Source organism: Xanthobacter sp. AM11 (genome assembly GCF_047444035.1).
Classification (GTDB): Bacteria; Pseudomonadota; Alphaproteobacteria; order Rhizobiales; family Xanthobacteraceae; genus Xanthobacter.
Genome location: NZ_JBLAOA010000001.1, coordinates 3,774,617 through 3,798,127 on the forward strand (window position 1 = coordinate 3,774,617; position 23,511 = coordinate 3,798,127).

23 protein-coding genes and 1 tRNA gene are annotated in these 23,511 nt (G+C 69.2%); 12 read left to right on the top strand and 12 right to left on the bottom strand.

The features are described 5' to 3' along the window. Nucleotides 1–53 precede the first annotated feature (53 nt). Nucleotides 54–130 (bottom strand) — tRNA-Pro (locus ACI7BZ_RS17280). A 154-nt stretch (nt 131–284) separates the two neighbouring features. On the opposite strand from ACI7BZ_RS17280, the gene fabI reads away from it, so the two are divergent. The 4 genes from fabI (at nt 285) to ACI7BZ_RS17300 (ending at nt 3,209) form a co-directional block, all read left to right on the top strand. After that, complete coding sequence (gene fabI, locus ACI7BZ_RS17285) at nt 285–1,112, top strand: enoyl-ACP reductase FabI (protein ID WP_414118387.1); 828 nt, start codon at nt 285–287, stop codon at nt 1,110–1,112. Nucleotides 1,113–1,161: 49 nt separating this feature from the next. Continuing rightward, nucleotides 1,162–1,665: a hypothetical protein gene (locus ACI7BZ_RS17290; RefSeq protein WP_414118388.1), complete on the top strand. Its 504-nt coding sequence runs from the start codon at nt 1,162–1,164 to the stop codon at nt 1,663–1,665. Nucleotides 1,666–1,714: 49 nt separating this feature from the next. Then, on the top strand, nt 1,715–2,314 hold the full coding sequence (locus ACI7BZ_RS17295; protein ID WP_414118389.1) for a histidine phosphatase family protein: 600 nt from the start codon (nt 1,715–1,717) through the stop codon (nt 2,312–2,314). Between the two features lie 142 nt (nt 2,315–2,456). Beyond that, nucleotides 2,457–3,209 carry a hypothetical protein gene (locus ACI7BZ_RS17300; RefSeq protein ID WP_414118390.1) on the top strand — a complete coding sequence of 251 codons (753 nt, stop codon included), beginning with the start codon at nt 2,457–2,459 and terminating at the stop codon, nt 3,207–3,209. Between the two features lie 110 nt (nt 3,210–3,319). On the opposite strand, the gene ACI7BZ_RS17305 is transcribed toward ACI7BZ_RS17300, so the two are convergent. Then, complete coding sequence (locus ACI7BZ_RS17305; protein WP_414118391.1) at nt 3,320–4,633, bottom strand: hemolysin family protein; 1,314 nt, start codon at nt 4,631–4,633, stop codon at nt 3,320–3,322. Nucleotides 4,634–4,850: 217 nt separating this feature from the next. Between ACI7BZ_RS17305 and aroC the strand changes: the two genes are divergently transcribed. After that, the gene (gene aroC, locus ACI7BZ_RS17310) at nt 4,851–5,963 is read left to right on the top strand and encodes a chorismate synthase (RefSeq protein WP_414118392.1); all 1,113 of its coding nucleotides are present in this window, start codon (nt 4,851–4,853) and stop codon (nt 5,961–5,963) included. Nucleotides 5,964–5,980: 17 nt separating this feature from the next. Here aroC and ACI7BZ_RS17315 read toward each other — a convergent pair whose 3' ends face one another. Both ACI7BZ_RS17315 and ACI7BZ_RS17320 read right to left on the bottom strand, forming a co-directional pair. Then, nucleotides 5,981–6,580 (bottom strand): hypothetical protein, encoded by a 600-nt coding sequence (locus ACI7BZ_RS17315; RefSeq protein ID WP_414118393.1) that lies wholly within the window; start codon nt 6,578–6,580, stop codon nt 5,981–5,983. Continuing rightward, complete coding sequence (locus tag ACI7BZ_RS17320; protein WP_414118394.1) at nt 6,581–6,769, bottom strand: hypothetical protein; 189 nt, start codon at nt 6,767–6,769, stop codon at nt 6,581–6,583. A 216-nt stretch (nt 6,770–6,985) separates the two neighbouring features. On the opposite strand from ACI7BZ_RS17320, the gene ribB reads away from it, so the two are divergent. Together ribB and ACI7BZ_RS17330 are read left to right on the top strand one after the other, a co-directional pair. Next, complete coding sequence (gene ribB, locus ACI7BZ_RS17325; RefSeq protein ID WP_414118395.1) at nt 6,986–8,299, top strand: 3,4-dihydroxy-2-butanone-4-phosphate synthase; 1,314 nt, start codon at nt 6,986–6,988, stop codon at nt 8,297–8,299. A gap of 215 nt (nt 8,300–8,514) precedes the next feature. Continuing rightward, nucleotides 8,515–9,345, top strand: a complete 831-nt coding sequence (locus ACI7BZ_RS17330; protein ID WP_414118396.1) for a DUF1194 domain-containing protein — start codon at nt 8,515–8,517, stop codon at nt 9,343–9,345. 177 nt (nt 9,346–9,522) lie between these two features. Here the strand turns inward: ACI7BZ_RS17330 and fni are convergent, their stop codons facing one another. Then, nucleotides 9,523–10,587, bottom strand: a complete 1,065-nt coding sequence (fni, locus tag ACI7BZ_RS17335) for a type 2 isopentenyl-diphosphate Delta-isomerase (protein ID WP_414118397.1) — start codon at nt 10,585–10,587, stop codon at nt 9,523–9,525. Between the two features lie 295 nt (nt 10,588–10,882). On the opposite strand from fni, the gene ACI7BZ_RS17340 reads away from it, so the two are divergent. The 4 genes from ACI7BZ_RS17340 to ACI7BZ_RS17355 all read left to right on the top strand — a co-directional run bounded on the left by ACI7BZ_RS17340 (nt 10,883) and on the right by ACI7BZ_RS17355 (nt 14,638). Then, nucleotides 10,883–11,875, top strand: a complete 993-nt coding sequence (locus ACI7BZ_RS17340) for a polyprenyl synthetase family protein (protein WP_414118398.1) — start codon at nt 10,883–10,885, stop codon at nt 11,873–11,875. Continuing rightward, the gene (locus ACI7BZ_RS17345; protein ID WP_414118399.1) at nt 11,872–12,846 is read left to right on the top strand and encodes an ABC transporter ATP-binding protein; all 975 of its coding nucleotides are present in this window, start codon (nt 11,872–11,874) and stop codon (nt 12,844–12,846) included. The genes ACI7BZ_RS17340 and ACI7BZ_RS17345 overlap by 4 nt, the downstream gene beginning before the upstream one ends. After that, nucleotides 12,846–14,033: an ABC transporter permease gene (locus tag ACI7BZ_RS17350; RefSeq protein ID WP_414119202.1), complete on the top strand. Its 1,188-nt coding sequence runs from the start codon at nt 12,846–12,848 to the stop codon at nt 14,031–14,033. Before ACI7BZ_RS17345 ends, ACI7BZ_RS17350 begins: the two co-directional genes overlap by 1 nt. 110 nt (nt 14,034–14,143) lie before the next feature. After that, entirely contained in the window at nt 14,144–14,638 is a 495-nt protein-coding gene (locus tag ACI7BZ_RS17355) for a sterol desaturase family protein (RefSeq protein WP_414118400.1), read from the top strand. A 19-nt stretch (nt 14,639–14,657) separates the two neighbouring features. On the opposite strand, the gene ACI7BZ_RS17360 is transcribed toward ACI7BZ_RS17355, so the two are convergent. The 4 genes from ACI7BZ_RS17360 to crtY are packed head-to-tail and all read right to left on the bottom strand — an operon-like array spanning nt 14,658 to nt 19,511. After that, nucleotides 14,658–15,905 carry a glycosyltransferase gene (locus tag ACI7BZ_RS17360; protein ID WP_414118401.1) on the bottom strand — a complete coding sequence of 416 codons (1,248 nt, stop codon included), beginning with the start codon at nt 15,903–15,905 and terminating at the stop codon, nt 14,658–14,660. Next, nucleotides 15,902–16,849: a phytoene/squalene synthase family protein gene (locus tag ACI7BZ_RS17365; RefSeq protein WP_414118402.1), complete on the bottom strand. Its 948-nt coding sequence runs from the start codon at nt 16,847–16,849 to the stop codon at nt 15,902–15,904. The genes ACI7BZ_RS17360 and ACI7BZ_RS17365 overlap by 4 nt, the downstream gene beginning before the upstream one ends. Beyond that, complete coding sequence (locus ACI7BZ_RS17370; protein WP_414118403.1) at nt 16,840–18,357, bottom strand: phytoene desaturase; 1,518 nt, start codon at nt 18,355–18,357, stop codon at nt 16,840–16,842. The genes ACI7BZ_RS17365 and ACI7BZ_RS17370 overlap by 10 nt, the downstream gene beginning before the upstream one ends. Beyond that, the gene (gene crtY / locus ACI7BZ_RS17375; protein WP_414118404.1) at nt 18,354–19,511 is read right to left on the bottom strand and encodes a lycopene beta-cyclase CrtY; all 1,158 of its coding nucleotides are present in this window, start codon (nt 19,509–19,511) and stop codon (nt 18,354–18,356) included. The genes ACI7BZ_RS17370 and crtY overlap by 4 nt, the downstream gene beginning before the upstream one ends. 276 nt (nt 19,512–19,787) lie before the next feature. Here crtY and ACI7BZ_RS17380 point away from each other — a divergent pair, with 276 nt between their 5' ends. Continuing rightward, complete coding sequence (locus ACI7BZ_RS17380) at nt 19,788–20,186, top strand: DUF983 domain-containing protein (RefSeq protein ID WP_414118405.1); 399 nt, start codon at nt 19,788–19,790, stop codon at nt 20,184–20,186. Nucleotides 20,187–20,207: 21 nt separating this feature from the next. On the opposite strand, the gene ACI7BZ_RS17385 is transcribed toward ACI7BZ_RS17380, so the two are convergent. From ACI7BZ_RS17385 to ACI7BZ_RS17395, 3 genes are all read right to left on the bottom strand, one after another. Then, nucleotides 20,208–21,614 carry a TRAP transporter large permease gene (locus ACI7BZ_RS17385; RefSeq protein ID WP_414118406.1) on the bottom strand — a complete coding sequence of 469 codons (1,407 nt, stop codon included), beginning with the start codon at nt 21,612–21,614 and terminating at the stop codon, nt 20,208–20,210. 3 nt (nt 21,615–21,617) lie between these two features. Next, nucleotides 21,618–22,199, bottom strand: a complete 582-nt coding sequence (locus ACI7BZ_RS17390; protein WP_414118407.1) for a TRAP transporter small permease — start codon at nt 22,197–22,199, stop codon at nt 21,618–21,620. Nucleotides 22,200–22,361: 162 nt separating this feature from the next. After that, nucleotides 22,362–23,351 (bottom strand): sialic acid TRAP transporter substrate-binding protein SiaP, encoded by a 990-nt coding sequence (locus ACI7BZ_RS17395; RefSeq protein WP_414118408.1) that lies wholly within the window; start codon nt 23,349–23,351, stop codon nt 22,362–22,364. Nucleotides 23,352–23,511: the final 160 nt, after the last annotated feature.

The window sequence follows — 23,511 nt, forward strand, 5'->3', positions numbered from 1 at the left end:
GGCGGGAAAGCGATTTTCGGGAAGGGCCGGCGCCTGTGCGCCGGAAGCCTGGATGGTCGGAGTGGCAGGATTTGAACCTGCGACCCCCACGTCCCGAACGTGGTGCGCTACCAGACTGCGCTACACTCCGATCCAGGGCGCTGCGTCTAGCACGCGACTTGGCGGGGAAGCAAGGGGTAGAGTGAAGCCACCTCGCTTGAACGGTGGATGGCCCCATGCCATAGGAAGCCGGCCCACGGCTCCCACGTGCGGCATCAATGACTTGAGAATTCGGAGTTGGGTCAATGGCGACGGACGGTTTCGCGAGCGGTCTCATGAAGGGCAAGCGCGGGCTGATTCTCGGTGTGGCCAACAATCGCTCCATCGCCTACGGCATCGCCAAGGCCGCGCGCGCCCATGGCGCCGAGATTGCCCTCACCTACCAGGGGGAGGCGCTGAAGAAGCGCGTCGAGCCCCTCGCGGCCGAGCTTGGCGGCCACCTTGTGGGCCATTGCGACGTGACCGAGCCGGAAACGCTGGATGCCGTTTTCGCCGAGACCGAGAAGCTGTTCGGCACGCTGGATTTCGTCGTCCACTGCATCGCCTTCTCCAACAAGGACGAGCTGGACGGCCGCTATGTGGACACCACGGCGGACAATTTCACCAAGACCATGTTCATCTCCTGCTACTCCTTCACGGCCATCGCGCAGCGGGCGGAGAAGCTGATGACCAATGGCGGCGCCCTGCTGACACTCACCTATTACGGCGCCGAGAAGTGGATGCCGCACTACAACGTCATGGGTGTCGCCAAGGCGGCGCTGGAAGCCAGCGTGCGGTATCTTGCCGCCGACCTCGGCCCCAAGGCCATCCGGGTGAACGCGGTTTCGGCCGGCCCCATCAAGACCCTCGCCGCCTCGGGCATCGGCGACTTCCGCTACATCCTGAAATGGAACGAGCTGAACTCGCCCCTGCGCCGCACCGTCACCACCGACGAGGTGGGCGACACTGCGGTCTACCTCCTGTCGGATTTGTCCCGGGGTGTGACCGGCGAGGTGCACCATGTGGACGCCGGATATCATATCGTCGGCATGAAGCACCCGGACGCGCCGGATCTTGCCCTCGTCCGCGACTGAGCGGGCGCGGTTCCCGGGTTCGAGCGCACCCGCAACGAGGAGACACACGATGCCGGCGACCCCCCTGCGTGCTGCCCTTTCCGCCCTCGCGGTTTCGCTCGGCCTCGCCGCATCCGCCGGCGCGGCCCTGGCCCAGAGCCCGCCGACCTTCCAGGACTATCCCCTGCGCGATCGCGTGTTCGGCCCCGGCGGTGCGGTTTTCCCGGATTATGTGACGCCCACCGACTCGGGAATCGCCTATCTCACCGGCCTCGGCGGCAAGGGCAGCGTGTTTGCCGCCGGCACCGCGGATTTCAACTGCCAGCAGACCCAGGTGCCCACCATAAAGGTGCTGTCCGCCCCGGCCGGCGGCAAGGTGACGGTGCGCTATGGCGCCTTCACCGCCACCGGAATCGACGGCGGGCTCACCACCCTGTGCCTCGGCCGCGCCCTCAAGGGCGCCGTGGTGAGCTACAAGGGCAAGGCAGCCCCCGGCGCCCAGATCGCGCTGCGCGTCACCTACCCGACGCGCGGCGCCTGGTATGACCACGTGGTTCCGGTTTCCCCACGGTGACGTTCCGCTCCGGGGCGCTGCCGCACCTCTGCCAGCCAGCGTGAGGGCCATGACGACGGAGACGACGACGCGACGCTATTTCCTGGTCCGCCACGGTGAGACCGACTGGAATGTGGTCGGTCGCCTCCAGGGCCGGCGGGATGTGCCCCTCAACGCCCTCGGCCGGATCCAGGCCAGCCGGGTGGGGCGGGTGCTCAGCCAGCTGGCCGGCACGCCGGACGGCCTCGCTTTTGTGTCGAGCCCCCTGTCCCGCGCCGTCGAAACCATGCGCATCCTGCGCACCAGCCTGGACCTGCCGGCGGGCGAGTTCACCACCGACCCCCGCTTCGCCGAGATTTCCTTCGGGCAATGGGAAGGCCAGACCTGGCCGGAGCTGCGCCGGCGCGACCAGGACGGCGTGCGCAGCCGCGACCGCGACCCGTGGAACTTCACCCCGCCGGGTGGCGAGAGCTACCGCACCCTGTGCGAACGCGTGTCCGCCGCCTGCGCCGACATTCCCGACGAGGCCGTCATCGTCACCCATGGCGGGGTGATCCGGGCCCTGCTCCATGTGAATGCGGGGATGCCGGAGGAGGAGGCGGCGCAGCTTCGTGTGCGCCAGGGCGCGGTCTATGTGCTGGACCGCGGCCGGTTCGAAGTCGCCGACTGAAGCCCCCACGCCGGCCGCCCGCACGCCCCGGCCATTGGCATTTTTCTTGCTCCGCCAAACCCGCACACACCGCACCCGTGTCGCGAATGCGACGCCGCGCTTATTGTCCTCGCCTTTTGACCCGAGCCCCGGGGGAGCTTTCATGACCGACATGGCCGAATTGCAAAAGCGGAAGATGCCGCTGAACCTCGCCATCGTGCACGTGGACCCCGACGCCTTCCTCGCCCATTACATGGGCTGGCTCGAAATCACCCGCTTCATCACCGCCCTGCGCGCCGGCGAGGCCGTGGTTCCGGCGGACGGCAAGACCCCCGCCCTCACTGCGGCGGACCTCGCCCACGGCGGCGTGCACAGTGTGGGCAACGATACGCTGTTCGCCTTCTGCATGACCGCCGCGCTGAAAGGCGACAAGGCGGCCGTGGACAAGGTGGACACCGCCCTCGTGGAACAGATGGGCAAGGAATATCCGGGCAATTTCGCCGTGTGGCACTTCCGCACCACCATCGACGCACCGGTGACGCTCGACGATTTCGTCGGCCAGGCCGGCAAGAAGATGCTGCTGGGCGACATCCCGCCGCCACCCCTGCGCGCCAAGGAGAACTGGAGCGCGGGACTGCGCTTCTTCGAGAAAGCGCGCAAGTCCAACTTCGTGCACGAGATCATGTATCCGCTGGCGCTGTGGCACCGCGCCAAGTGGAGCGAGACGCTGGAGAAGGGCATCGCCTTCCTCAAGCACATCGAGGACACGGTTCCGGTGCTGCGCGAGACGCTGGACGAGCCGCGCAACGACCAGGCCTTCGTGGCCAACATCCTTTTGAAGAACGCCTTCGGCGTGGATATGGAACTGACCGAGGAATACGAGGGCTATCTGCGCTCCCTCGCCCGGCGCGACTGACGCTGGCGGCCCGTGGGCATGGCTCACGGGCTTCCTCCAGGCGGGCCTGACAACCAAGGCGGCTCCGCGCCCGGCCGGCCTCCTGCACCGCGCCGGTGCGGGCGGCGGGGCTACTCCTCCCCGGCCGCCTTCAGGCGGTGGAGCACATGGGGGCGTGCCACCAGCAGCTTGTCGATGCGGCGCCCGTCCATGTCCACGATCTCGAAGCGCCAGCCCTGGGCGTGGAACACCGCGCCCTCCTCCGGCAGTTCCTTGATGCGGGAGAGGGCGAAGCCGGCCACCGTGTGGAAGCTGTCGTCCACCGGGAAATCCACGTCCAGCAGGTCCCGCAGCTCGTCGATGGGGGTATCCCCGGCCACCAGGAAGGTGCCGTCCTGCCGCTCCACGATGTTGCGGGCCACGTGCTCGTCCGCCGCCACCGAGCCGGTGATGGCGGCCAGCAGATCATAGCCGGTGACGACGCCGGCCATGTCGCCATATTCATCCACCACGATGCCCATGGGCACCTCGGCGCCGCGCAGGATGCGCATGGCCTCCAGCGCCCCCACATTCTCCACCAGGAACGGCACCGTCTGCACGAACTGGCGCGGGTCGGGACGCTCGCCCTTCAGATAGGCGTCGAGCACCCTTTTGGCCTGGATGACGCCGATGGTCTCCTCCGGCGAGCCGTCGCAGGCCGGCAGGCGCGAATGGGGGGTCGCCAGCAGCACGGCGCGCACCTCCTCGGCATCCTTGGAGATGTCCACCCATTCCACATCGGGCCGCGGCGTCATGATGGCGGTGACGGGCCGGTCGGCAAGGCGCATCACGCCGGCGATCATGCGCCGCTCGGCCGGGTCGATCACGCCGGCCGTCTCCGCCTCGGTGATGATGGCGCGGATCTCCTCGTCGGTCACCGCCTTGGAGGCGTCGGACCGTTCGCCCAGCAGCTTCAGCACCAGCCGGGTGGAGAAATCCAGCAGCCACACCGCCGGCGCCGACACCTTGGAGAGCGTCACCATCAGCGGCGCCACCACGCAGGCGAGGCCTTCGGGATTCTGCAGGGCGAGCCGCTTGGGAATAAGCTCGCCGATGACCAGCGAGACATAGGTGATTGCCGCCACCACCGTGGCATACCCCACCGGGCCTGCGACGCCGACGGGCACGCCCGCGTCACGCAAAAGGTCGCCGAACTGGGCGCCGAGGCTGGCCCCCGAGAAGGCGCCGGCCAGAATGCCGATGAGGGTGATGCCGATCTGCACCGTGGAGAGGAACCGCCCCGGCTCCGCCCCCAGCGCCAGCGCCGCACTGGCGCCGCGCCGGCCGCGCTCGGCCATGGACTTCAGCCGCGCCGGGCGTGAGGAAACGATGGACAATTCGGCTGCTGCAAGCACCGCATTCAGCAACACCAGAAACAGGACGATCAGAATTTCGAGCAATGGCATGGCGGGGAATGAAAGCTCCGTCGGCGCGCTTCATAGCACAGTCTCGGCGATTTGTGTGACGGCGCGGCCACTTTTGCACGTCACAGGGCGGGGTACCCCCGGGCGCAGTGTCTCACCTTGGACGGGGGGCGTGCCCGCCACCTCCCGCTACGGACGTTTCCTTGCCGGCCATCCTCGTCTATTGAGCCGGAGCGAGGGGTAAGGATCGGGTCGCGTCATGTCGTTCAACACGTTCGGGCATCTCTTCCGTGTCACCACCTTTGGTGAGAGCCACGGCGTCGCCATCGGCTGCGTGGTGGACGGCTGCCCGCCCAACCTGCGCTTCACACTGGAGGAGGTGCAGGCCGCCCTGGATCGCCGGCGCCCCGGCCAGTCCCGCTTCACCACCCAGCGGCGCGAGCCGGACCAGGTGAAGGTGCTGTCCGGCACCCTGGACCACCCCGAGGGCGGGCTGGTGACCACCGGCACGCCCATTGCGCTGCTGATCGAGAATGTGGACCAGCGATCCAAGGATTATGCCGACATCGCCGGCGCCTACCGGCCCGGCCATGCCGATTTCACCTACGACATCAAATACGGCATCCGCGACCATCGCGGCGGCGGCCGCTCCTCGGCGCGGGAGACGGCGACGCGGGTGGCTGCGGGCGCCATCGCCGCCAAGGTGCTGCCGGGTGTCACCGTGCGCGGCGCGGTGGTGCGCATCGGCGAGATCGAGATCGACCGCACACGCTGGGACTGGGATGAGGTGGGCAACAACCCCTTCTTCTGCCCCGACCCGGCCACCGTGCCCCTGTGGACCGACTATCTCGATGCCATCCGCAAGGCCGGCTCGTCGGTGGGCGCGGTGGTGGAACTGGTGGCCGAAGGCGTGCCCCCGGGCCTCGGCGCCCCGCTCTACGCCAAGCTGGACGCCGACCTCGCGGGCGCGCTGATGGGCATCAACGCCGCCAAGGGGGTGGAGATCGGCGAGGGCTTCAACGCCGCCCGCCTCACCGGCGAGGCCAATGCCGACGAGATGCGCCTCGGCAATGCCGGCGCGCCGCAGTTTCTTTCCAACCATGCGGGCGGCATCCTGGGCGGCATCTCCACCGGTGCGCCCATCGTGGCGCGCTTTGCGGTGAAGCCCACCTCCTCCATCCTCACACCCCGCCGCACGGTGGATCGCACCGGCACGGAAACCGACATCGCCACCAAGGGGCGGCACGACCCCTGCGTGGGCATTCGTGCGGTGCCGGTGGGCGAGGCCATGGTGTGGTGCGTGCTGGTGGACCACCTGCTGCGCCATCGCGGGCAGGTGGGCGAAGGCCCGGTGTGGCCGTTCGGCGGGTGAACGGCCAAAGCGTGGTGTCAGGTCGGATCAAGATGTTCTGGCGGGACGCGGAAGACGCCCTTGATGCAGGCAGGATCGCAGACACAAATCTGGATGTGGGTTTTCTCGAAGAATCCGGAATCTGCATAAATGCGACTTCCTTCCAGAAATACCCCTCTGACGGAATCGAACCGCTGAAGGTTACTTTCCTTCCGGACCTTGTGCAGATGATTAATGACTGCACAATCGAGATCTCTAAGGAGAAGATCATTTCCAAGGTGATTGACCGGGAGGTCTGCGCCGGTTTTTTCGAGATACAGCCTTAGATCGTCATAAGTGGCACGGACGGCTGAGATTCCGGAGGAGGATGTCAGATCGAGGCAGAAACCGAGATCTATCACCGCTCCGACCACGGCCGGCGTCTCGATCGCGCCGGGCCGACTGCGGTAACGCGTGCGGAGTTCCTCCGCAAATTCGAGGCCCCGCCTCGGATTGGCCTCCCAGAAGTAAATGCCATGCCCTAGCCAGTCATGCTGGTTTTTGCTTGGCTTGAAGGCTTCTCCTTCAAGAAGGGCATCGGCGACCGAGCGGTCGCAACCGTGATAGCCGAGGACGAACGCTGTCGATAGCTGATGCAATCAGGCCGCCTGTCCCTTCAGCTTCCGGACCGCCTGTACGCCGGCGGCATATTGCTCGGTCAGCTTGCCCTCCGCATTCACGAGCCCCTCTTCCATGAGGAGCTTGATCGCTCCCTCACGGGAATCGCCATAGCGGCAACGCACCGACTGCAATGCCTTGCGAAAGGCCTCCAGTTCCTTTTCAGTCATGCTTCCGCTCTCCAGGATGCCGCAGGCCGCATGCATATCGGTGTCGGCTGCATATGCACTTTTGCATATTATGAGATGCAAGGATGCTCCTCACAAGGAGCAACGCCGCACTTCACGAGGTTCGGGCCCAACCCGAGGCGGGAGAATGTCATTCAGCATCAGCGAACTGGTAAAAATTTTCATTGCTACTGAAATTTGCTGCATTATCCTGCGCGGATGAAGCTCGCGGACTGGCTCTCGACGACCGGAACCAAGCGCAGCGCCTTCGCGCGGCAGGTGGGGCTCTCCCCGGCCAGCGTCACGGCCCTGTGCAACGACGATCGCGCCTGGGTCTCCCGCGAGACCGCCGAGAAGATCGCGCAGGCCACCGGACACCAGGTGACGCCCAACGATTTCCTCGGGCTCCCTGCGCCCAGCATCCGAGGTTTGCCCGTGACCGACAGCACCCAGGCCCGCGTCCAGTCCGCCATCGAAGCCTTTGCGCGCGGCGAGATCGTGGTGGTGACCGACGATGACGACCGGGAAAATGAAGGCGACCTCATCCTCGCCGCCTCCCTCGCCACCCCGGAGAAGATGGCGTTCGTCATCCGCAACACCTCGGGCATCGTCTGCACGCCGCTGCCGCCGTCCGAGGCGAAGCGGCTGCGGCTTGATCCCATGGTGTCCAACAACGACGCGCCCATGGGCACCGCCTTCACCATCTCCATCGACGTGCGCCACGGCACCACCACCGGCATTTCGGCAGAGGAGCGCACCAACACCGTGCGCGCCCTCGCCAACCCCAACATGGGCGCCGGCGATTTCGTGCGGCCGGGCCATGTCTTCCCGCTCATCGCCAAGGAAGGCGGCGTGCTCATGCGCTCCGGCCACACCGAGGCGGCGGTGGACCTGTGCCGGCTCGCCGGCGTCCCGCCCGTGGGCGTCATCGCCGAATTGGTGAACGACGACGGCACCGTGCAGCGCGGGCCGCAGGTGACCGCCTTCGCCGAGAAGCACGGCCTCACCCGCATCTCGGTGGCGGACCTCATCTCCTACCGGCAGGCCCGCGAGAAGCTGGTGACGCGGGCGGCGGAATTTCCCGTGCCCACCCGCATCGGCGAGATGCAGGGCTTCTCCTACATCACCCCGTTCGACCCGGTGAACCACCTGGCCCTGGTGAAGGGGCGCATCGGCGACGGGGAGAACGTGCTGGTGCGCCTGCACCGGGCGGACCCCATCGCCGACGCCTTCACCGGCGGCAAGACCATTCAGAAGGCGCTGGAACGCATCGACGCCGAGGGCCGCGGGGTGCTGGTCTATCTGCGCGACGGCACCGCCGGCGTGCCGCCCGTGGCCATGGGCCAGGGCGGCGAGAAGAGCGCCAGCGAGGTGGAGCGCGACCGCCACTGGCGGGAGGTGGGGCTCGGGGCGCAGATCCTGCGGGATCTGGGCATCGTTTCGATTCGCCTGCTCGCCTCCAAGGCCCGCACCTATGTGGGTCTTGCCGGGTTCGGGATTGAAATTGTGGATACCGAGCCCCTCGACTCCTGATTGCCCGCCCAAAGTTTGTGCACAGCAGCAGACCCTAACCCTCTGTGACGAAATGACGACGGTCCGCGTCTCCGCGCGGACTGAGCAATGGCAAGGCCTGGCTCCCGATGCCGTGAGCTAAAAAGAGGCGGCTAAGCGCTTTTCCCCACCCCGACTCGGTGTCAGCATCGCTTGTGACGCGATGCCGCGCCTTTCCGTCGGAAAGGGAGAAGAAAATGTCATCTACGCGCCGTCTCTGGCACCAGCCGCTGCTGGCCGGCCTCGGCCTCCTGGCCCATCTCGCCGGCCCCGCCGGCGCCGCCCCGGGCGGGGAGATGCAGGTGGATCTGGAGCTCGTCCTGGCCGTGGACGTGTCCTATTCCATGGACACGGATGAGCAGGCCCTGCAGCGCGAAGGCTATGCCAACGCACTGGTTTCAAAAGAATTCATCGACGCCCTCCGGCTCGGTCCCCTGGGCCGCATCGCGGTGGCCTATGTGGAGTGGGCCGGGGACGGCGAGCAGAAGGTGGCGGTCGACTGGCGCATCATCGACGGGCCGGAAACCGCGAAAGCCTTCGCCGAAGAGGTGTCCGGCGCGCCCCTGCGACGGGTCTACCGTACCTCCATTTCCAGCGCCCTCCTGTTCAGCGCCGACCAGTTTGATCTCAACGGCTTCAAGGGGATCAGGCAGGTTATCGACATTTCCGGCGACGGCGTGAACAACCAGGGCCCGCCGGTGAACCTCGCCCGGGATTCCGTTGTGCAGCGGGGCATTACGGTGAATGGCCTGCCCCTGCTGATGAAGCGGGGCACCGCCTCGGCTCTCGATATTCCAGAACTCGATGTCTATTACGAGGATTGCGTCATCGGCGGCGCCGGGGCGTTCGTTATTCCGGTCCAGGACAAGGCCGAGTTCGCCCGCGCCATCAAGACCAAGCTGGTGCTGGAAGTGGCCGGCGTGGTGCCGCCGCCGCCACCCGGGCCGGTCATGCGGGCGGCCGGGGTGGCGCCGCGCATTTCCTGCACCATCGGTGAAAAGATCTGGATGGACCACTGGTCCAACTAGAGCACGTTCCGACCAGCTTGCGGTACAAGCTGATCGGCCCGTGCTCTGGTGGATCAACCGAAACGGACGGTACCCATCCGTTTCGAAAAGTTGATCCACCAGATCAAAGAGTTGTGGTTCGACCTGCTGGCGACAGATGGGTTCCATCTGTCGCGGTCGAACCACTGGGCACGAATTTCAGTCCCGCTGAAAACCCGCCGCGGGGATGCCGGCCAGGGGCACCGCCCGCAGCGCGGCGAGGTCGGCCGCGCCGGTGGCGAAGCAGGCGATGCGCAATTGGGCGGCGAGGATGGAGAAATGCTCCACCACCGCCTCGGTGGAGGTCACCGCCGCCTGCAGCGTCCCCGCCGCCTGCCCGGCCAAATCGGCGCCCAGGCGGATGGCCTTGGCCACATCCACCCCGTCGCGCACCCCGCCGGAAGCGATGAGCGGCGTGGCCGGGCAGGCCGCCCGCACCGCCACCAGCGCATCCACCGTGGGCAGGCCCCAGCCGGCGAAGGCGGCGGCGATGGCGCGGGTGCGGCCGCTGCCGCGCTCGCCTTCCACCAGCGCCCAATTGGTGCCGCCGGCCCCGGCCACGTCCAGCGCCGCGACCCCGCCGGCCACCAGCCGCCGCGCCACCGCGCCCGAGAGGCCGAAGCCCACCTCCTTCACCACCACCGGCACGGGAAGGCTGGCGGCCAGAGCGGTGATGGCGTGGAGCACCCCGCGCCAGTCACCGTCGCCGCCCTCCTGGATCGCCTCCTGCAGCGGGTTCAGGTGCACCACCAGGGCATCGGCGCCGATCATCTCCACCGCCCGCCGGCCGGCATCAATGCCGCCCGCGCCCCCGGCCCCGGCGAGAAGCTGGGCCGCGCCCAGATTGGCGAACAGCAGCACGTCCGGCGCCCGCTGGCGCAGGGCCGCCCCCAGCCCGGCGCTGGCGCCCTCCTCCAGGGCGATGCGCTGCGAGCCGACCCCCAGGGCGATGCGCAGCTCCTGCGCGGCCTCCGCAAGGCGGGCGTTGATGGCCTCGGACCGCGCCGGCCCGCCGGTCATGGCGGAGATCAGCAGCGGAGCGCCCAGCCGCCGCCCGAGGAAGCGGGTGGAGATGTCCACATCGTCGAGCCGCAGCTCGGGCAGGGCGCAGGGCTCAAGGCGCAGGGCGTCGAAGCCGGATTGAAGGCGCGAGGCCACCCGGCCGCCGCCGAGCACGATGTCGATATGGTCTTCCTTGCGCCGACCGGCGTCGCCATCAGTCATGCCGTGCACTTACCGCCGCTCCCGCCGCTCCGCCGGCCGCCGCCCGCGGCGACAGCGCCACACGCCGGCAGATTCTGTTGCGGGAACGCCTGCCGCTCTAGCCACCCTGTGTAAGGGGTGATCTAAACTCGTTCAAGGTAACGTATTGTGACGCTGGGGAGCTTTGCCCCACTGCATGAAAAAAAGGGGGCGTGCGTTCATGGCGCACAAGGGCGGACGGGACCGGCAGTCCCCGGGTCAGGCGGATGGCGCGATGGAGGCCGCATCCACAGGCGCGGGGCACGGCGGAACAGCGGTGGCGGCACCTAGCACCTCCGGCCCGCGCCAGGCGGCGCTGGCGGTGCAGATGGAGAGCGCCGGGGCGCCGGCAGCGCAAGCCGAGCCGGACTTCCCGCTGCGCTCGCGCGACCTGTCCTATCTGCGCGCGGTCATCGATCGCCGGCTCGGCCTGCTGGTGCCCCCCGGCAGCGCCCATCCCGGGGTGCTCCATGCCGCCATGCGGCATATCCTGCTTTCGCCCGGCAAGCGCCTGCGCCCGCTCCTGGCCATGGCGGCGGCCATGCAGCTCGACTGTTCCGAGCATGCCGCCCTCGATTTCGGCTGTGCGCTGGAGATGATCCACGCCGCGTCCCTCATCGTGGACGACCTGCCGTGCATGGACGACGCGGCGGTGCGCCGCGCGCAGCCCACCACCCATGTGCAATACGGGGAGGATGTGGCGGTGCTCGCCTCCATCGCCCTGCTCTCGCGCGCCTTCGGCGTGGCGGCAACCGCTCCCTGCGCGTCGGAGCGGGTACGGCTCGATGCGGTGGCGGTGTTGTCCCTGTCGGTGGGGTCCCTCGGCCTGTGCGGCGGCCAGTATGACGACCTGCGGCCCTCCCCCGGCCGCACCCTCGCCGCCACCGAGGATGTGAACCGCCGCAAGACCGGGGTGCTGTTTTCCGCCGCGGTGGAGATTGCCGGCCACGTGGCGGGGGCCGATGCCGGCCAGATCGCCCACCTGCGCGCGCTGGCGGCGCATGTGGGGCGGGCCTACCAGATCCTGGACGACATTCTGGACGCCTCCTCTTCGGCCGCCGCCTTGGGCAAGGACGTGGGCAAGGATGCCCACAAGGTCACGGTCATCGCCTCCCTCGGCGCCCCGCGCGCCCGCAAGCTGCTGGCGGAGCACTTGGCGGGGGCGCTCGCAGCCTCTAAACAGCTCGGGCCCAACAAGGAGGGGCGCGAGCCCCTGCGAGACTTCATGGACGCTGCCTTCGGTGAACTGATGGGGGCGCAGGCGCCGTGAGCGCCGCGCCGGACCAAGCCGACGACGGACACGACCGCAGCCCCGCCCCGCCCCTCGCCATCGGGGGGCTGGAGGCCGGTTACGGCGTGCGCACCGTGCTTCGCGGCGTCGATCTGGTGGTGCCCGCGGCCACCGTGACGGCGCTGGTGGGTCCCAACGGCGCCGGCAAGACCACGCTGGTGCGCGCCATCTGCGGGCGCATCGCCCCGCGTGCCGGCTTCGTGCACATCTGCGGCGTGCCGGCGGCGGAAGGCGCCGCCCGCGCCCGCATCGGCCTCGCCCCGCAGGACATCGCCCTTTATCGCTCCCTCAGCATCGCCGAGAATCTGGCGGTGTTCGCCCGGCTCGCCGGCACGCCCCGCGCCGCTGTGCCGGGCCGGATCGCCGCCGTCATGGCCCGCACCGGCATCGGCGCGCGTGCGGGCGAGCGCATCGACCGCCTCTCCGGCGGCTGGCAGCGGCGGGCCAATGTGGCGGCGGCGCTGGTGGGCGACCCGCGCCTTTTGGTGCTGGACGAGCCCACGGTGGGGGTGGATGCTCCCGCCCGCGCCGATCTTGCCGCCCTCGTGCGCAGCCTTGCCGCCGATGGCCTCGCCATCCTCCTCATCACCCATGATTTCGCCTTTGCCGAGCAGGTGGCCGACCGCGTGGCCATCCTGAACGGCGGCCGGGTGACCCTCGAAGGCCATTTGTGCGACCTCATCGGCGCCCGCTTCCCGCACCGGCGCAAGGTGGACGTGACCTTCGCCGTGCCGCCGGGGCCCGTCGCCCGCCAGGCGCTGGACGCCCTCGGGCTTGAGGGCGAGGGGGCGGCCGGCGCCTTCACCGGCCTGGTGGAAGACACCCCCCAGGCCGCCGGCGACCTCATCGCCGCCCTCGGCGCCGCCGGGCTTTCGCCCCGCACCATCGCCCTTCAGACCGCCGGGCTGGACATGCTCTACGCCGCCGCCACCCAGGAGCAGAACCCGTGATGGGCGCGGTGATGCGCGCCATGGCGCTGACCCTCATGCGCGACCGCGGCGCGCTGATGATGACCTTCGTGCTGCCGCCGCTGCTGTTCGTGCTGTTCGCCGCCGTGTTCGCCGGCACCGGCGGGGAAAGCGCCACCATCAAGGTGGCCGCCGCCCGCGCCAGCGACGCGCCCTCGGCGGAAGCCTTCCTGGCCGCCCTCGCCCGCGCCCCGGACGTGGAGGTGGCCCGCGTCGCGCCCGATGCGGTGGCGGTGAAGGTGGCCGACGGCTCGGCGGACGTGGGCCTCGTGGTGCGCGGCGATGTGGCCGCCGCCACCGCCACCCCGCCCCTCCTGCTCGTCACCGATCCTGCCCGCACCGTGGCCGCCGCCATTCTTTCCGCGCGCATCCAGCGCCTGTTCACGGACGAATTGCCAGGCATGGCCATTTCCCGCGTGGCGGCGCAGATCGAGGTGCTGGTGGGCCCCTTCACCCCGGAGCAGCGCACCCGCCTTGCCGATTCGGTGGCCCGCGCGCCGCAGCTGGTGAAGGAGAGCGGCGCCGAGCTGATGGCGCGCCAGAGCGTGGCGCGCCGGCAGGTGGAGCCGGCGGTGAGCTATTATGCCGGCGCCATCGCCATGCTGTTCCTTCTGTTCTCCGCGGTGCAGGGCGCGGCGAGCCTGGTGGACGAGCGTCGCTCGGGCGTGTTCGACCGCATCGTGATGACACGGGGCGGGGTGGCCGCTCTGGTGGGGGGCAAGCTCGCCTTCCTGGTGCTGCAGGGCCTCGCCCTCTCCGCCGTCCTGTTCGCGGTGGCGCAGGTGGTCTATGGGGTGCACGTGGTGCAGCATCTGGGCCCCTTCCTCGCGGTGGCGGCGGCGGCCTCGGCGGCGGCGGCGGGCATCGCCCTGCCCCTGGCCGCGGCGGCGCGCACCCGCCAGCAGGCGCAGACCCTCTCCACCTTCGCGGTGCTGCTGCTCTCCGCCGTGGGCGGCAGCATGGTGCCGCGCTTCCTGATGCCCGACTGGCTGCAGCAGGCCGGCAATCTCACCCCCACCGCCTGGGGCATCGAGGCGTTCCAGGGGGCGCTGTGGCGCGGCGATTCCCTGGCCGCGCTGCTGCCGTCCCTCGCCATCCTCCTCGCCTATGCCGCCGCCGGCGGGGCGCTGACGCTCTGGCTCATCCGCCGTCAGGTCCGGCTGGCGTGAGCGGCAGGCGGTCGCGGAGCGGTTGATCTCGCACATGGCGCGCCCCGGCGCCATCTGCTGTATATGACGCCTGCGCGCCCGTGCCGGGCGGCTTTCAGGCGTGGACGGACATGACCTTTCTTCTCAACGCGCTCATCGTGATCGCCACGGTCGCCGCCATGGAGGGGGTGGCGTGGGCCGCGCACAAATATGTGATGCACGGCTGGGGCTGGGGCTGGCACAAATCCCACCACGAGCCGCGCGAAGGCGTGTTCGAGCGCAACGACCTCTACGCCCTGTGCTTTGCCGCCATCGCCATCGCGCTCATCTATGCCTTCCAGGACGGCGGGCCGCTGCTGTGGGTGGGCGTGGGCATGACCGCCTACGGCTTCCTCTATTTCTTCGTGCACGACGGCATCACCCACCAGCGCTGGCCGTTCCGCTACGTGCCGCGCAACGGCTACCTCAAGCGCCTGGTGCAGGCCCACCGGCTCCACCATGCGGTGGACGGCAAGGAGGGCTGCGTGTCCTTCGGCTTCCTCTATGCGCCGCCGCCCGCCGCGCTGAAGGCGAAGCTGAAGACGCTGCACGGCGGCCGCCTGAAGAACACCGAGGCCGCGCAATAGGCCATCCGCGGCGCACCCCTCAGGCCACCGCCTGCTCGATGAGGTCGGCGGCCCGCGCCACCCCGCCGCCCGCCGCCATCTCCTGCGCCAGGCGCCCGGCGGCCTGCCGGTAGGCGGGCTGCGACAGCACCGCGCCCAGCGCCGCCTTCAGCCGCCGGCGGCCCGCCTTGCCCGCCGGCACCACCTGCGCCACCCCCGCATAGGCGAGGCGCGCGGCGGTGGCGGGCTGCTCGAAGGCGATGGGCATGGCCACCAGCGGCACCCCCTCGGCCAACGCATCCAGCACCGTGTTCATGCCGCAATGGAGCACCGCCGCCGCGCAGCGTTGCAGCACCTCGCCCTGGGGCACGAAGGCGCGCACCTCCGCCAGCCCGGCCAGCCGCGCCACCTCGCGCGGGGGCAGGAGCCCGCCATGGGCGATCAGCAGCCGCACCCCGAGATCCCGCGCCGCCTGCGCCACCGCCACGAACAGATCGGCCCGCGCCCCCTGCAGCGTGCCGAGGGAGCAGAACACCAGGGGCCGGCCGTCGTCCGCCGGCAGGCCGGCGCCGTCGAGGGGCACCGGGCTTGCCCGGTCGCGCCAGGGGGAGCCGTAATGGAAGCTGGCCGGCAGCTCCCGCCGCGGAAAATCCATGCCCCCCGGCATCTGCGCCACCGTGAGGCGGTCCGAGAAGCCGCCGTCGGCGAACGGGTCGAGCCCGAAGGCCGCCCCATGCGCCGCCAGCACCCGCCGCACGGGGGTCATGAGCAGATCGGTAATCTGGTAGCCGCCCTTGTTCCAGAAGGCGCCCTTCTCGCTGGCGTCATAGGGCCAGGGCACGAACGGCGGCGGCACGCTGAGTTCGCGGTTCAGCGGCAGCGCGGTGGCGGTGGAGACCACCGGCAGGCCGAGGTGCCGCGCCACCAGCGTGCCCGCCGGCTCGGTCTGATCGGCGATCACCGCCTCGGCGCCCATGGCGCGCAGGGCGGCGGGCAGGTCGCGGCACAGCATGTGGGTCTGGGCGGCGGTGGCCTTCAGCGTGCCCATGAGGCCCAGGAGGCCGGTGGGTGCCGACAGGCGCTTCACATAAGCGTCGAGGGCGCCGGGCGGATGGTCCGCCTGTCCCACGGGGTGGAAATCCGCGCCCCTGCCCGCCACCAGCCGCGCCGCATCCGCCATGTGCAGGAAGGTGACGCAATGGCCGCGCGCCGCCAGCGTGCGGGCGAGCACCAGCAGCGGGTTGTAATGCCCCGGCAGAGGCGGGGCCACCACCGCGAAACGGGTCATGACGGGCGGGTCCACAGATGCGCGGGCCGTGGCGGCGGCGGCGGGGCGAAGCGCGTCGCCAGCGCCTGCGCCACGCCGCGGGCCAGGAAGCCGAGCTTCTGCGCCTTCGAGGTGGAGACGCGGGCGTCCCACGCCGTTTCGCCGCGCCGGCGCACCTCGGTGCCGATGGCGCGGTAGACGCCGCGGGCCGCGCCCACCGCGCAGGCGGCGCGGAACGGCAGGGCGCCCATGCCGATGACCGCCTGGTCGTAATAAGGCTCGGCCACGTCCAGAAGCCGCGCCGCCACCCTGGCCACCGCCGCGCGGCGGGCGGGGGCGGCGATCTCCTGCGGCGGCACGCCGGCCTGGGCCAGGAAGTCCCCGGGCAGATAGATGCGGCCGATGGCGGCATCCTCCATCACGTCGCGGGCGATGTTGGTGAGCTGGAAGGCAAGGCCCAGGTCGCTCGCCCGGTCCAGCACCACGTCGTCACGCGCGCCCATGATGAGGGCCATCATCACCCCCACCACCCCGGCCACGTGGTAGCAATAGGTCAGCGTGTCATCGAGGGTGGCATAGTGCGCGCCCTCCACGTCCATGCGGAAGCCTTCCAGCAATTGCAGCGGGTAGCGCTCGGGAATGGCGTTGCGCGCCACCACCTGGGCGAAAGCCGCGAAGGCCGGATGGGCGGAGGGCGCGCCGCGATAGGCCCGCCCGGTCTCCTCATAGAGAAGCTGCAGCCGCTCGGCGGGCGAGGCATCGCTGGCGATGCGCCCGTGGCCCAGCTCCTGCCCGTCCACCACGTCGTCGCAATGGCGGCACCAGGCATAGAGCATCACCGCATCGGCGCGGGTGCGGGCATCGAACAGGCGGGCCGCCGCGGCAAAGCTCTTCGAGCCCTTGGCGATGGCGTGCTCGCTCGCCTGGAGCACGTCGCCCGGCTGCGCCCCGCCGCTCACAGCCACGTCTTCACATCCGCCAGCATGAGGCCCGCCGTCGCCTTGGCCGAGCCCACCACCCCCGGCACGCCGGCCCCGGGATGGGTGCCCGCCCCGGTGAAATAGAGGTTTGCGATCTGCCCGTCGCGATTGTGCGGCCGGAACCAGGCGGACTGGGTGAGGATGGGCTCCACCGAGAAGGCCGATCCCAGATGCGCGCTCAATTCGTCGCGGAAGCCGAAGGGGTCGAGAATGCGGCTCGTCACCAGGCTGTCGCGCAGGCCGGGCAGCAGCCGCGCCTCCAGATGCGCCAGGATGCGATCGCGATAGAGCGGGCCTTCCTGGGTCCAGTCGATCTGCGCCCGCCCCAGGTGGGGCACCGGGGACAGCACGTAGAAGGCGGTGCAGCCGGCCGGCGCCAGCGACGGATCGGTAACCGTGGGCGCGTGCAGGTAGAGGGAAAAATCCTCCGGCAGCCGCGGCCCCTTGAAGATCTCGTCCACCAGGCCGCGATAGCGCGGGCCGAACAGCACGGTGTGATGCTGCAGGTGGTCCCAGGTGCGGTTGGTGCCGAAATAGAGCACGAACAGCGACATGGAATGGCGCGCCTTGGCCAGCCGCGCGCCCTCCGCCCGGCCCCGTTCGGAGCCGCGCAGCAGCTGGCCGTAGGTGTGCACCACGTCGGCATTGGAGGCCACCATGTCGAAGCCGAACGACTGGCCGCCCTTCACCCGCACCGCCTCGGCCCACCTGCCGTCCTCGGTGACCACGATCTCGTCCACCGGGGTGGAGAGGAACATCTGGCCGCCCAGCTCCTCGAACAGGCGCACCATGCCCTGCACCAGCGCCCCGGTGCCGCCGCGCGGGAAGAACACGCCCCATTTGCGCTCCAGCGCATGGATGAGGGCGTAGATGGACGAGGTGGAGAAGGGATTGCCGCCCACCAGCAGCGAATGGAACGAGAAGGCCTCGCGCAGGTGCTCGTCGCGGATGAAGTGCGAGACCATGGAATAGACCGAGCGCCAGGCCTGCAGCTTCATCAGCTGCGGCGCCGCCTTCATCATGCTGGAGAAGTGCAGGAACGGCACCGCCCCGAGCTTGAGATAGCCTTCCTCGAACACCGCCTGCGAATAGGCCAGGAAGCGGCGGTAGCCCTCCACGTCGGCGGGATCGAAGGTGGCGATCTGGGCGTCGAGGCCGGCCTGGTCGTTCACATAGTCGAACTGCCGGCCGTCCGGCCACAGCAGGCGGTAGAAGGGCGAGACCGGGATGAGGTCCACATAGTCGGCAAGGTTGCGCCCGGCCGCCGCGAACACCTCCTCAAGGCAGGTGGGATCGGTGATGACGGTGGGGCCGCCATCGAAGGTGAAGCCCTGGTCCGCATAGACATAGGCGCGGCCGCCCGGCTTGTCGCGCTGCTCGAAGATGGTGGTGGCGATGCCCGCCGCCTGGAGCCGGATGGCAAGGGCAAGCCCGCCGAATCCGGCACCGATGACGGCAACGCGGCGAATGGGTCTGTTGGCACGGAGCATCATTGGGAATCGGGTGCTGATCTGCGTTCGGACAGGCACGCCAGCGCCCGCACCACAGATACGGGCGGGCGCCCGGAAAGGATGCGTGCCTTGTCCTTGAAGGTGAGACGATCGCCATAGAAGCGAGCGATGAGATCCTCGGGCAGCCGGTAGAAGCGCTCCAGGATGGCGTAGCGCCGCGCGGGGTCCGCGGCACGGAACAGCATGCGGTTCAGCAGGCGGAAGAAGCCGCGGCGCTTCCAGGTCTCCGCCGCATGGGCGCGCGCGAAGGCGCTCAGGGCCGGGCCGGAGATGTCCGGCAGGAGGCTGATCTTGTCGGCGAGCCGCGCCGCATCGGGCAGGGAATAGCCGGTGGTGGGGTGGAACAGGCCGGCGCGCAGCCCCACCGGCGCCACCCCCGCGGGCCCCTCGCCCAGCAGGGCGTCGATGTCGCCGCCGAGCGCGATGGGCAGGACGCCCTCCTCCTCGCGCAGCACCCGTTCCACGCTCCAGCCCTGCGCGGCGGCATAAGCGGCGATGCGCCGGCGCAGGGTTTCGGCCGGCAGGTGCGGGCCGTCGGAATAATAGGTGTCCTCCACCAGAAGGGTGTGCGCATCCAGCGGCAGCACATAGACGAAGCGGTAGCCGTCGATCTGCTCCACCCGCGCATCCATGATGATGGGCCGCACCAGTCCGTGCGGGTGGGCGAGCCGCACTTCCTGGCCCAGGAACTTCTGGTAGCCGAGGTCGAGATGGCGCGAGGCCACCGCGCCCCGCCCGTCCACCACCGCGCGGGCGTCGATGCGCTCGCCGCCCTCCAGCACCACATGGTCGGCCGCCACCTCCACCACCCGGGCGCGCGTGCGGATGGCGGCGCCGAAGCGCTCGTGCAGCACCTGCGCCAGCCGGTCCGAGGTGATGGAATGGTAATGCCCGGCCAGGACGCGGGCATGCGTGGGGAAATGCACGTCGTTCCCCTTCCATCCCCGGGCGCGGAAAGGGGACAGGAAGGCATGCTGCCGGTGGCCGAGGTCGGATGCGTGCATCGACCAAGTGTGGTTGCCGCCCACACTCTCCCCGGCCTCAAGCATGACGAAGCGCAGGCGCGGGCGCCGCTCGAACATGCGGGCGGCAATCAGGCCGTTGGCAAGACCGGCGCCGACGAAGACGATGTCCATCCTTCCCGGCGCTCCTGCCACCTGGAGCCGGGCGGTGAGCCCGTCTCCATTCCATGCGATCGAGGACAAATCCGCAACCGCGGGGACCCGTCATGGGGTTCCCTGCGACCGGACCGCGCTCCAAAGCACACTCTCCAGAAGCGGAATAACCGTCGCGCCGGTGGCTGTCACCCCCACGAAACGGTGAAGCCTGCCCCTGCGACACCGCCACCGCTTGCGGGAGCGGTGCCAGCTACCTACTTCGGCGATCGGCGGGCACTGCGGAAGGCAGATAGGATGGAAACGAAGAACTGGCCGCCCTTGTCCCCCCTCTCCACCGGGCTGCGGGGGCGGTGCCCGCGCTGCGGCGAGGGCCACATGTTCCACGGCTTTCTCACGCTGGCGCCCTCCTGCGAGGTGTGCGGGCTGGACTTCTCCTTCGCCGATCCGGCGGACGGGCCGGCCTTCTTCGTCATGTGCTTTGCCTGCGTGCCCGCGGTGGTGTTCGGCATCTGGCTGGAGGTGGCCTTCCAGGCGCCTTATTGGGTGCATCTGGTGACCACCCTGCCCCTGCTCCTCGCCACCTGCATACCACCCCTGCGGCCGCTGAAGGGCTGGCTGGTGGCGAGCCAGTATTTCTACCGGGCCGAGGAGGGCCGCCGGGTGACCTCCGCCGGCGACGCGCCAAAGGCCTGAGCCTCCGGCGCGCCATCGCCGTCATTTGCCGAAGCCCACCGCCTGCGGCAGCCACAGGGTGAGCGCGGGAATGTAGGTGATGGCGATGAGCGCGAGGAGCAGCGGCACCAGCCAGGGCAGGATGGCCATGGTGGTGCGCTCCACCGACAGCTTCGCCACCCGCGCCAGCACGAACAGCACCATGCCCAGGGGCGGGTGCAGCAGCCCGATCATCAGGTTCAGCACCATCACCAGCCCGAAATGCACCGGATCGATGCCCAGCTTCAGCACGATGGGCAGAAGGATGGGCACCAGGATGGTGATGGCGGCGATGGTGTCGATGAAGCAGCCCACGAACAGGATGAGCAGGTTCGCCAGAAGCAGGAACACCCATTTGTTCTGGGTGAAGCCGAGGATGGCGTCCGAGAGCATCTGCGCCGCCTGGCTGGCGGTGAGCAGCCAGGCGAAGATGGATGCGGCGGTGACGATGAACAGCACCGAGGCGGTGGTCTCGATGGTGTCGAACGTGGCCTTGGCCAGCGTCCTCAGCGTCATGGAGCGGTAGCGCACCAGGCCGAGGAACAATGACCAGATCACCGCCGCCACTGCCGCCTCGGTGGGGGTGAACCAGCCCAGCGTCATGCCGCCGATGAGGATGACCGGCGTCATCAGCGCCATGACGGCGGAGAAATCGAAATACCAGTCCGCCGCCACCAGCACGGCCAGCGCGATGAGCACCGCCTGATTGGTGGTGAGCCCGGCCGCGATCATGGCGTAGACCGCCGCCGGAAACGCCAGCACCACCAGGATCTCACCCGCCGCGCAGGCGAGCTGGCGCCAGGAGAAGGTGGCATCCGAGCCCCAGCCGTTGCGCCGGGCGAAGAAGGCGACGGTGGCCATCATCAGCCCCGTCATCACCACCCCCGGCACCACCCCGCCGAGGAACAGCGCGCCGATGGAGACATTGGCCAGCATGCCATAGATGACGAACGGCAGGCTGGGCGGGATGATGGGCCCCAGCGTCGCCGAGGCGGCGGTGACGCCGACCGCGAACTCGGTGGAATAGCCATGGTCCTTCATGGCCTTGATCTCGATGGTGCCGAGCCCCGCGGCGTCGGCGATGGCGGTCCCGGACATGCCGGAGAACACCACCGAGCCGATGATGTTCACCTGCCCCAGCCCGCCGCGCATCCAGCCCACCAGGGCGACGGCGAAGGCATAGATGCGGCCGGTGACGCCGGCGATGTTCATGAGGTTGCCGGCCAGGATGAAGAACGGCACCGCCAGCAGCGGGAAGCTCTCCACCCCCGCGATCATGCGCTGGGCGATCACCACGTCCGGCACCGAGCCGGTGACGATGATGTAGATGAGCGAGGAGCCGGCCATGGAGATGGCCACCGGAACCCCGCACACCATAAGGAAGAGGAATGCGCCGATGAGCAGCCACATGGCTCAGTCCGCCTTGTTCTCGAGGGTGCCGTCGAACGCCTCGGGCCGCTCCAGCACGCTGTAGCCGCGGGCGATGTTGGCCGCGGTGACCTGCACCGAGCGCACCAGCATCATCACGAAGCCGAACAAAACGGCGTAATAGACGACGCTTTTCGGCGCCTCGACCATCACCATGGGCTCGTCGCCCACGAGGGCGATGTAGCGCACCATCAGCCACACGCCGTAGGCGATGAAGGCGGTGCGCACCAGGTCCACCAGCAGCGCCATCACCCGCCCCGCCCGGGGCGGCAGGAAGCGGTAGAGCAGGTCCACCTGGATGTGGCGGGAGAGGCGCACGCACATGGAGGCGCCGATGAACACCACCGCCACCAGGCAATAGGTGGCGAGTTCCTCGGTCCAGGCGAACGAATCGTTCAGCACGTAGCGGGTGAAGAACTGGGTGAAGACGAGGCCCGCCATGCCCCAGAAGATGAGAAGGGTGATCCAGTCCTCGAAGCCGTAGCTGGAGAGGTCCACCTCCTCCTGCTGCTCGAAACTGTGGGCCAGATCTTCGCCGGTGACGCGGGTGTGGACTTCATGGGCCATGGAGGGTTCCGAAGGGGGAGAAAGGGCGGTGGAAACGGGGCGCGCGCGATCACGGCGCGGATTGCCCCGGCACCGGCGTCGTCCCCCGGCGCGAACCGGGGGACCCGTCAGGGGGAGGGCGAGCCGCCGGAAAGGGAGCCGGCGGGGCGCGCCGGCTCCCCCTCACATGCTGCTCTTGATGGCCTGGATGCGGTCCCAGTCCGCCTTGCGATAGCCGAAGCTTTCGAAGGTGATGTTCTTCATCACCGTGTCGCGGAACTCGGTGGTGTCCACCTCGATCACGTTGATGCCCTTCTGCTTGAAGATATCGAGCAGTTCCTTCTCGCGCCTGGCTACCTCGGCGGTGGCCCGCGCCGCGGCCTCCTGCGCCACCTCCACGAAGATCTTGCGGTCCTCCGGCGAGAGCTTCTTCCACAGGCCGGCGGAGATCACCGTGTTGAGGTGGTCCACGATATGGCCGGTGAGGATGATGTTCTTCTGCACCTCGTAGAACTTCTTGGCCTCGATGGTGGTGAGCGGGTTCTCCTGCGCATCCACGGTGCCGTTCTGCAGGGCGAGGTAGACCTCGGCGAAGGCGATGGGCGAGATGTTGGCGCCGCAGGCCTTGGGCGTGGCGAGATAGGCGGGGGCGTCGGGCACCCGGATCTTGAGGCCCTTCATCTCCGCGCAGCTCTTGAACGGCTTGTTGGAGGTGGCCTGGCGCACGCCATAATAAGTGACGGCGACAATGTGGTTGCCGGTCTTGTCCTCATAGCCCTTGGCGAGATCGGCGAACACGTCGCTCTTGGCATAGGCCAGCAGGTGATTGGCGTCGCGGAAGGTATAGGGATAATAGGTGACGCCGATGGGCGGATAGGCCTTTCCGGCGAAGCTGGAGCCGGAGATGATCATGTCCACCGTGCCCAGCGCGAGGCCCTGGTTGATGTCGCTCTCCTTGCCCAGCTGGGAGGAGGGATAGACGTCGATCTGGTAGCGGCCATCGGTGCGCCGGGCGATCTCGCCGGCGGCCCAGACCGATGCGGTGTGGAACGGCTCGGCGGGCTCGTAGACATGGGCCCATTTGAGCTTGGTCTGGGCGAAGGCGGGCCCTGCGGCGGCGGCCAGCGCGCAGGCGGCGAACGCGGCCAGAAGGCCGCGGCGAAGACGGATCATCCTGTTCCTCCCAAAGACTGCGGCGGTTTTCCGCTCGCTGTTCTGTGTGCCGGGGCGGGCCGGAACGGCCGGCGCATGGGTTAAATCGTTTTGATCTGCGGCCGCGCCGCGCCTCGGCATGGGCTGCATGGTACTATGCAGGCGGCCGGGGGCAAGGGGT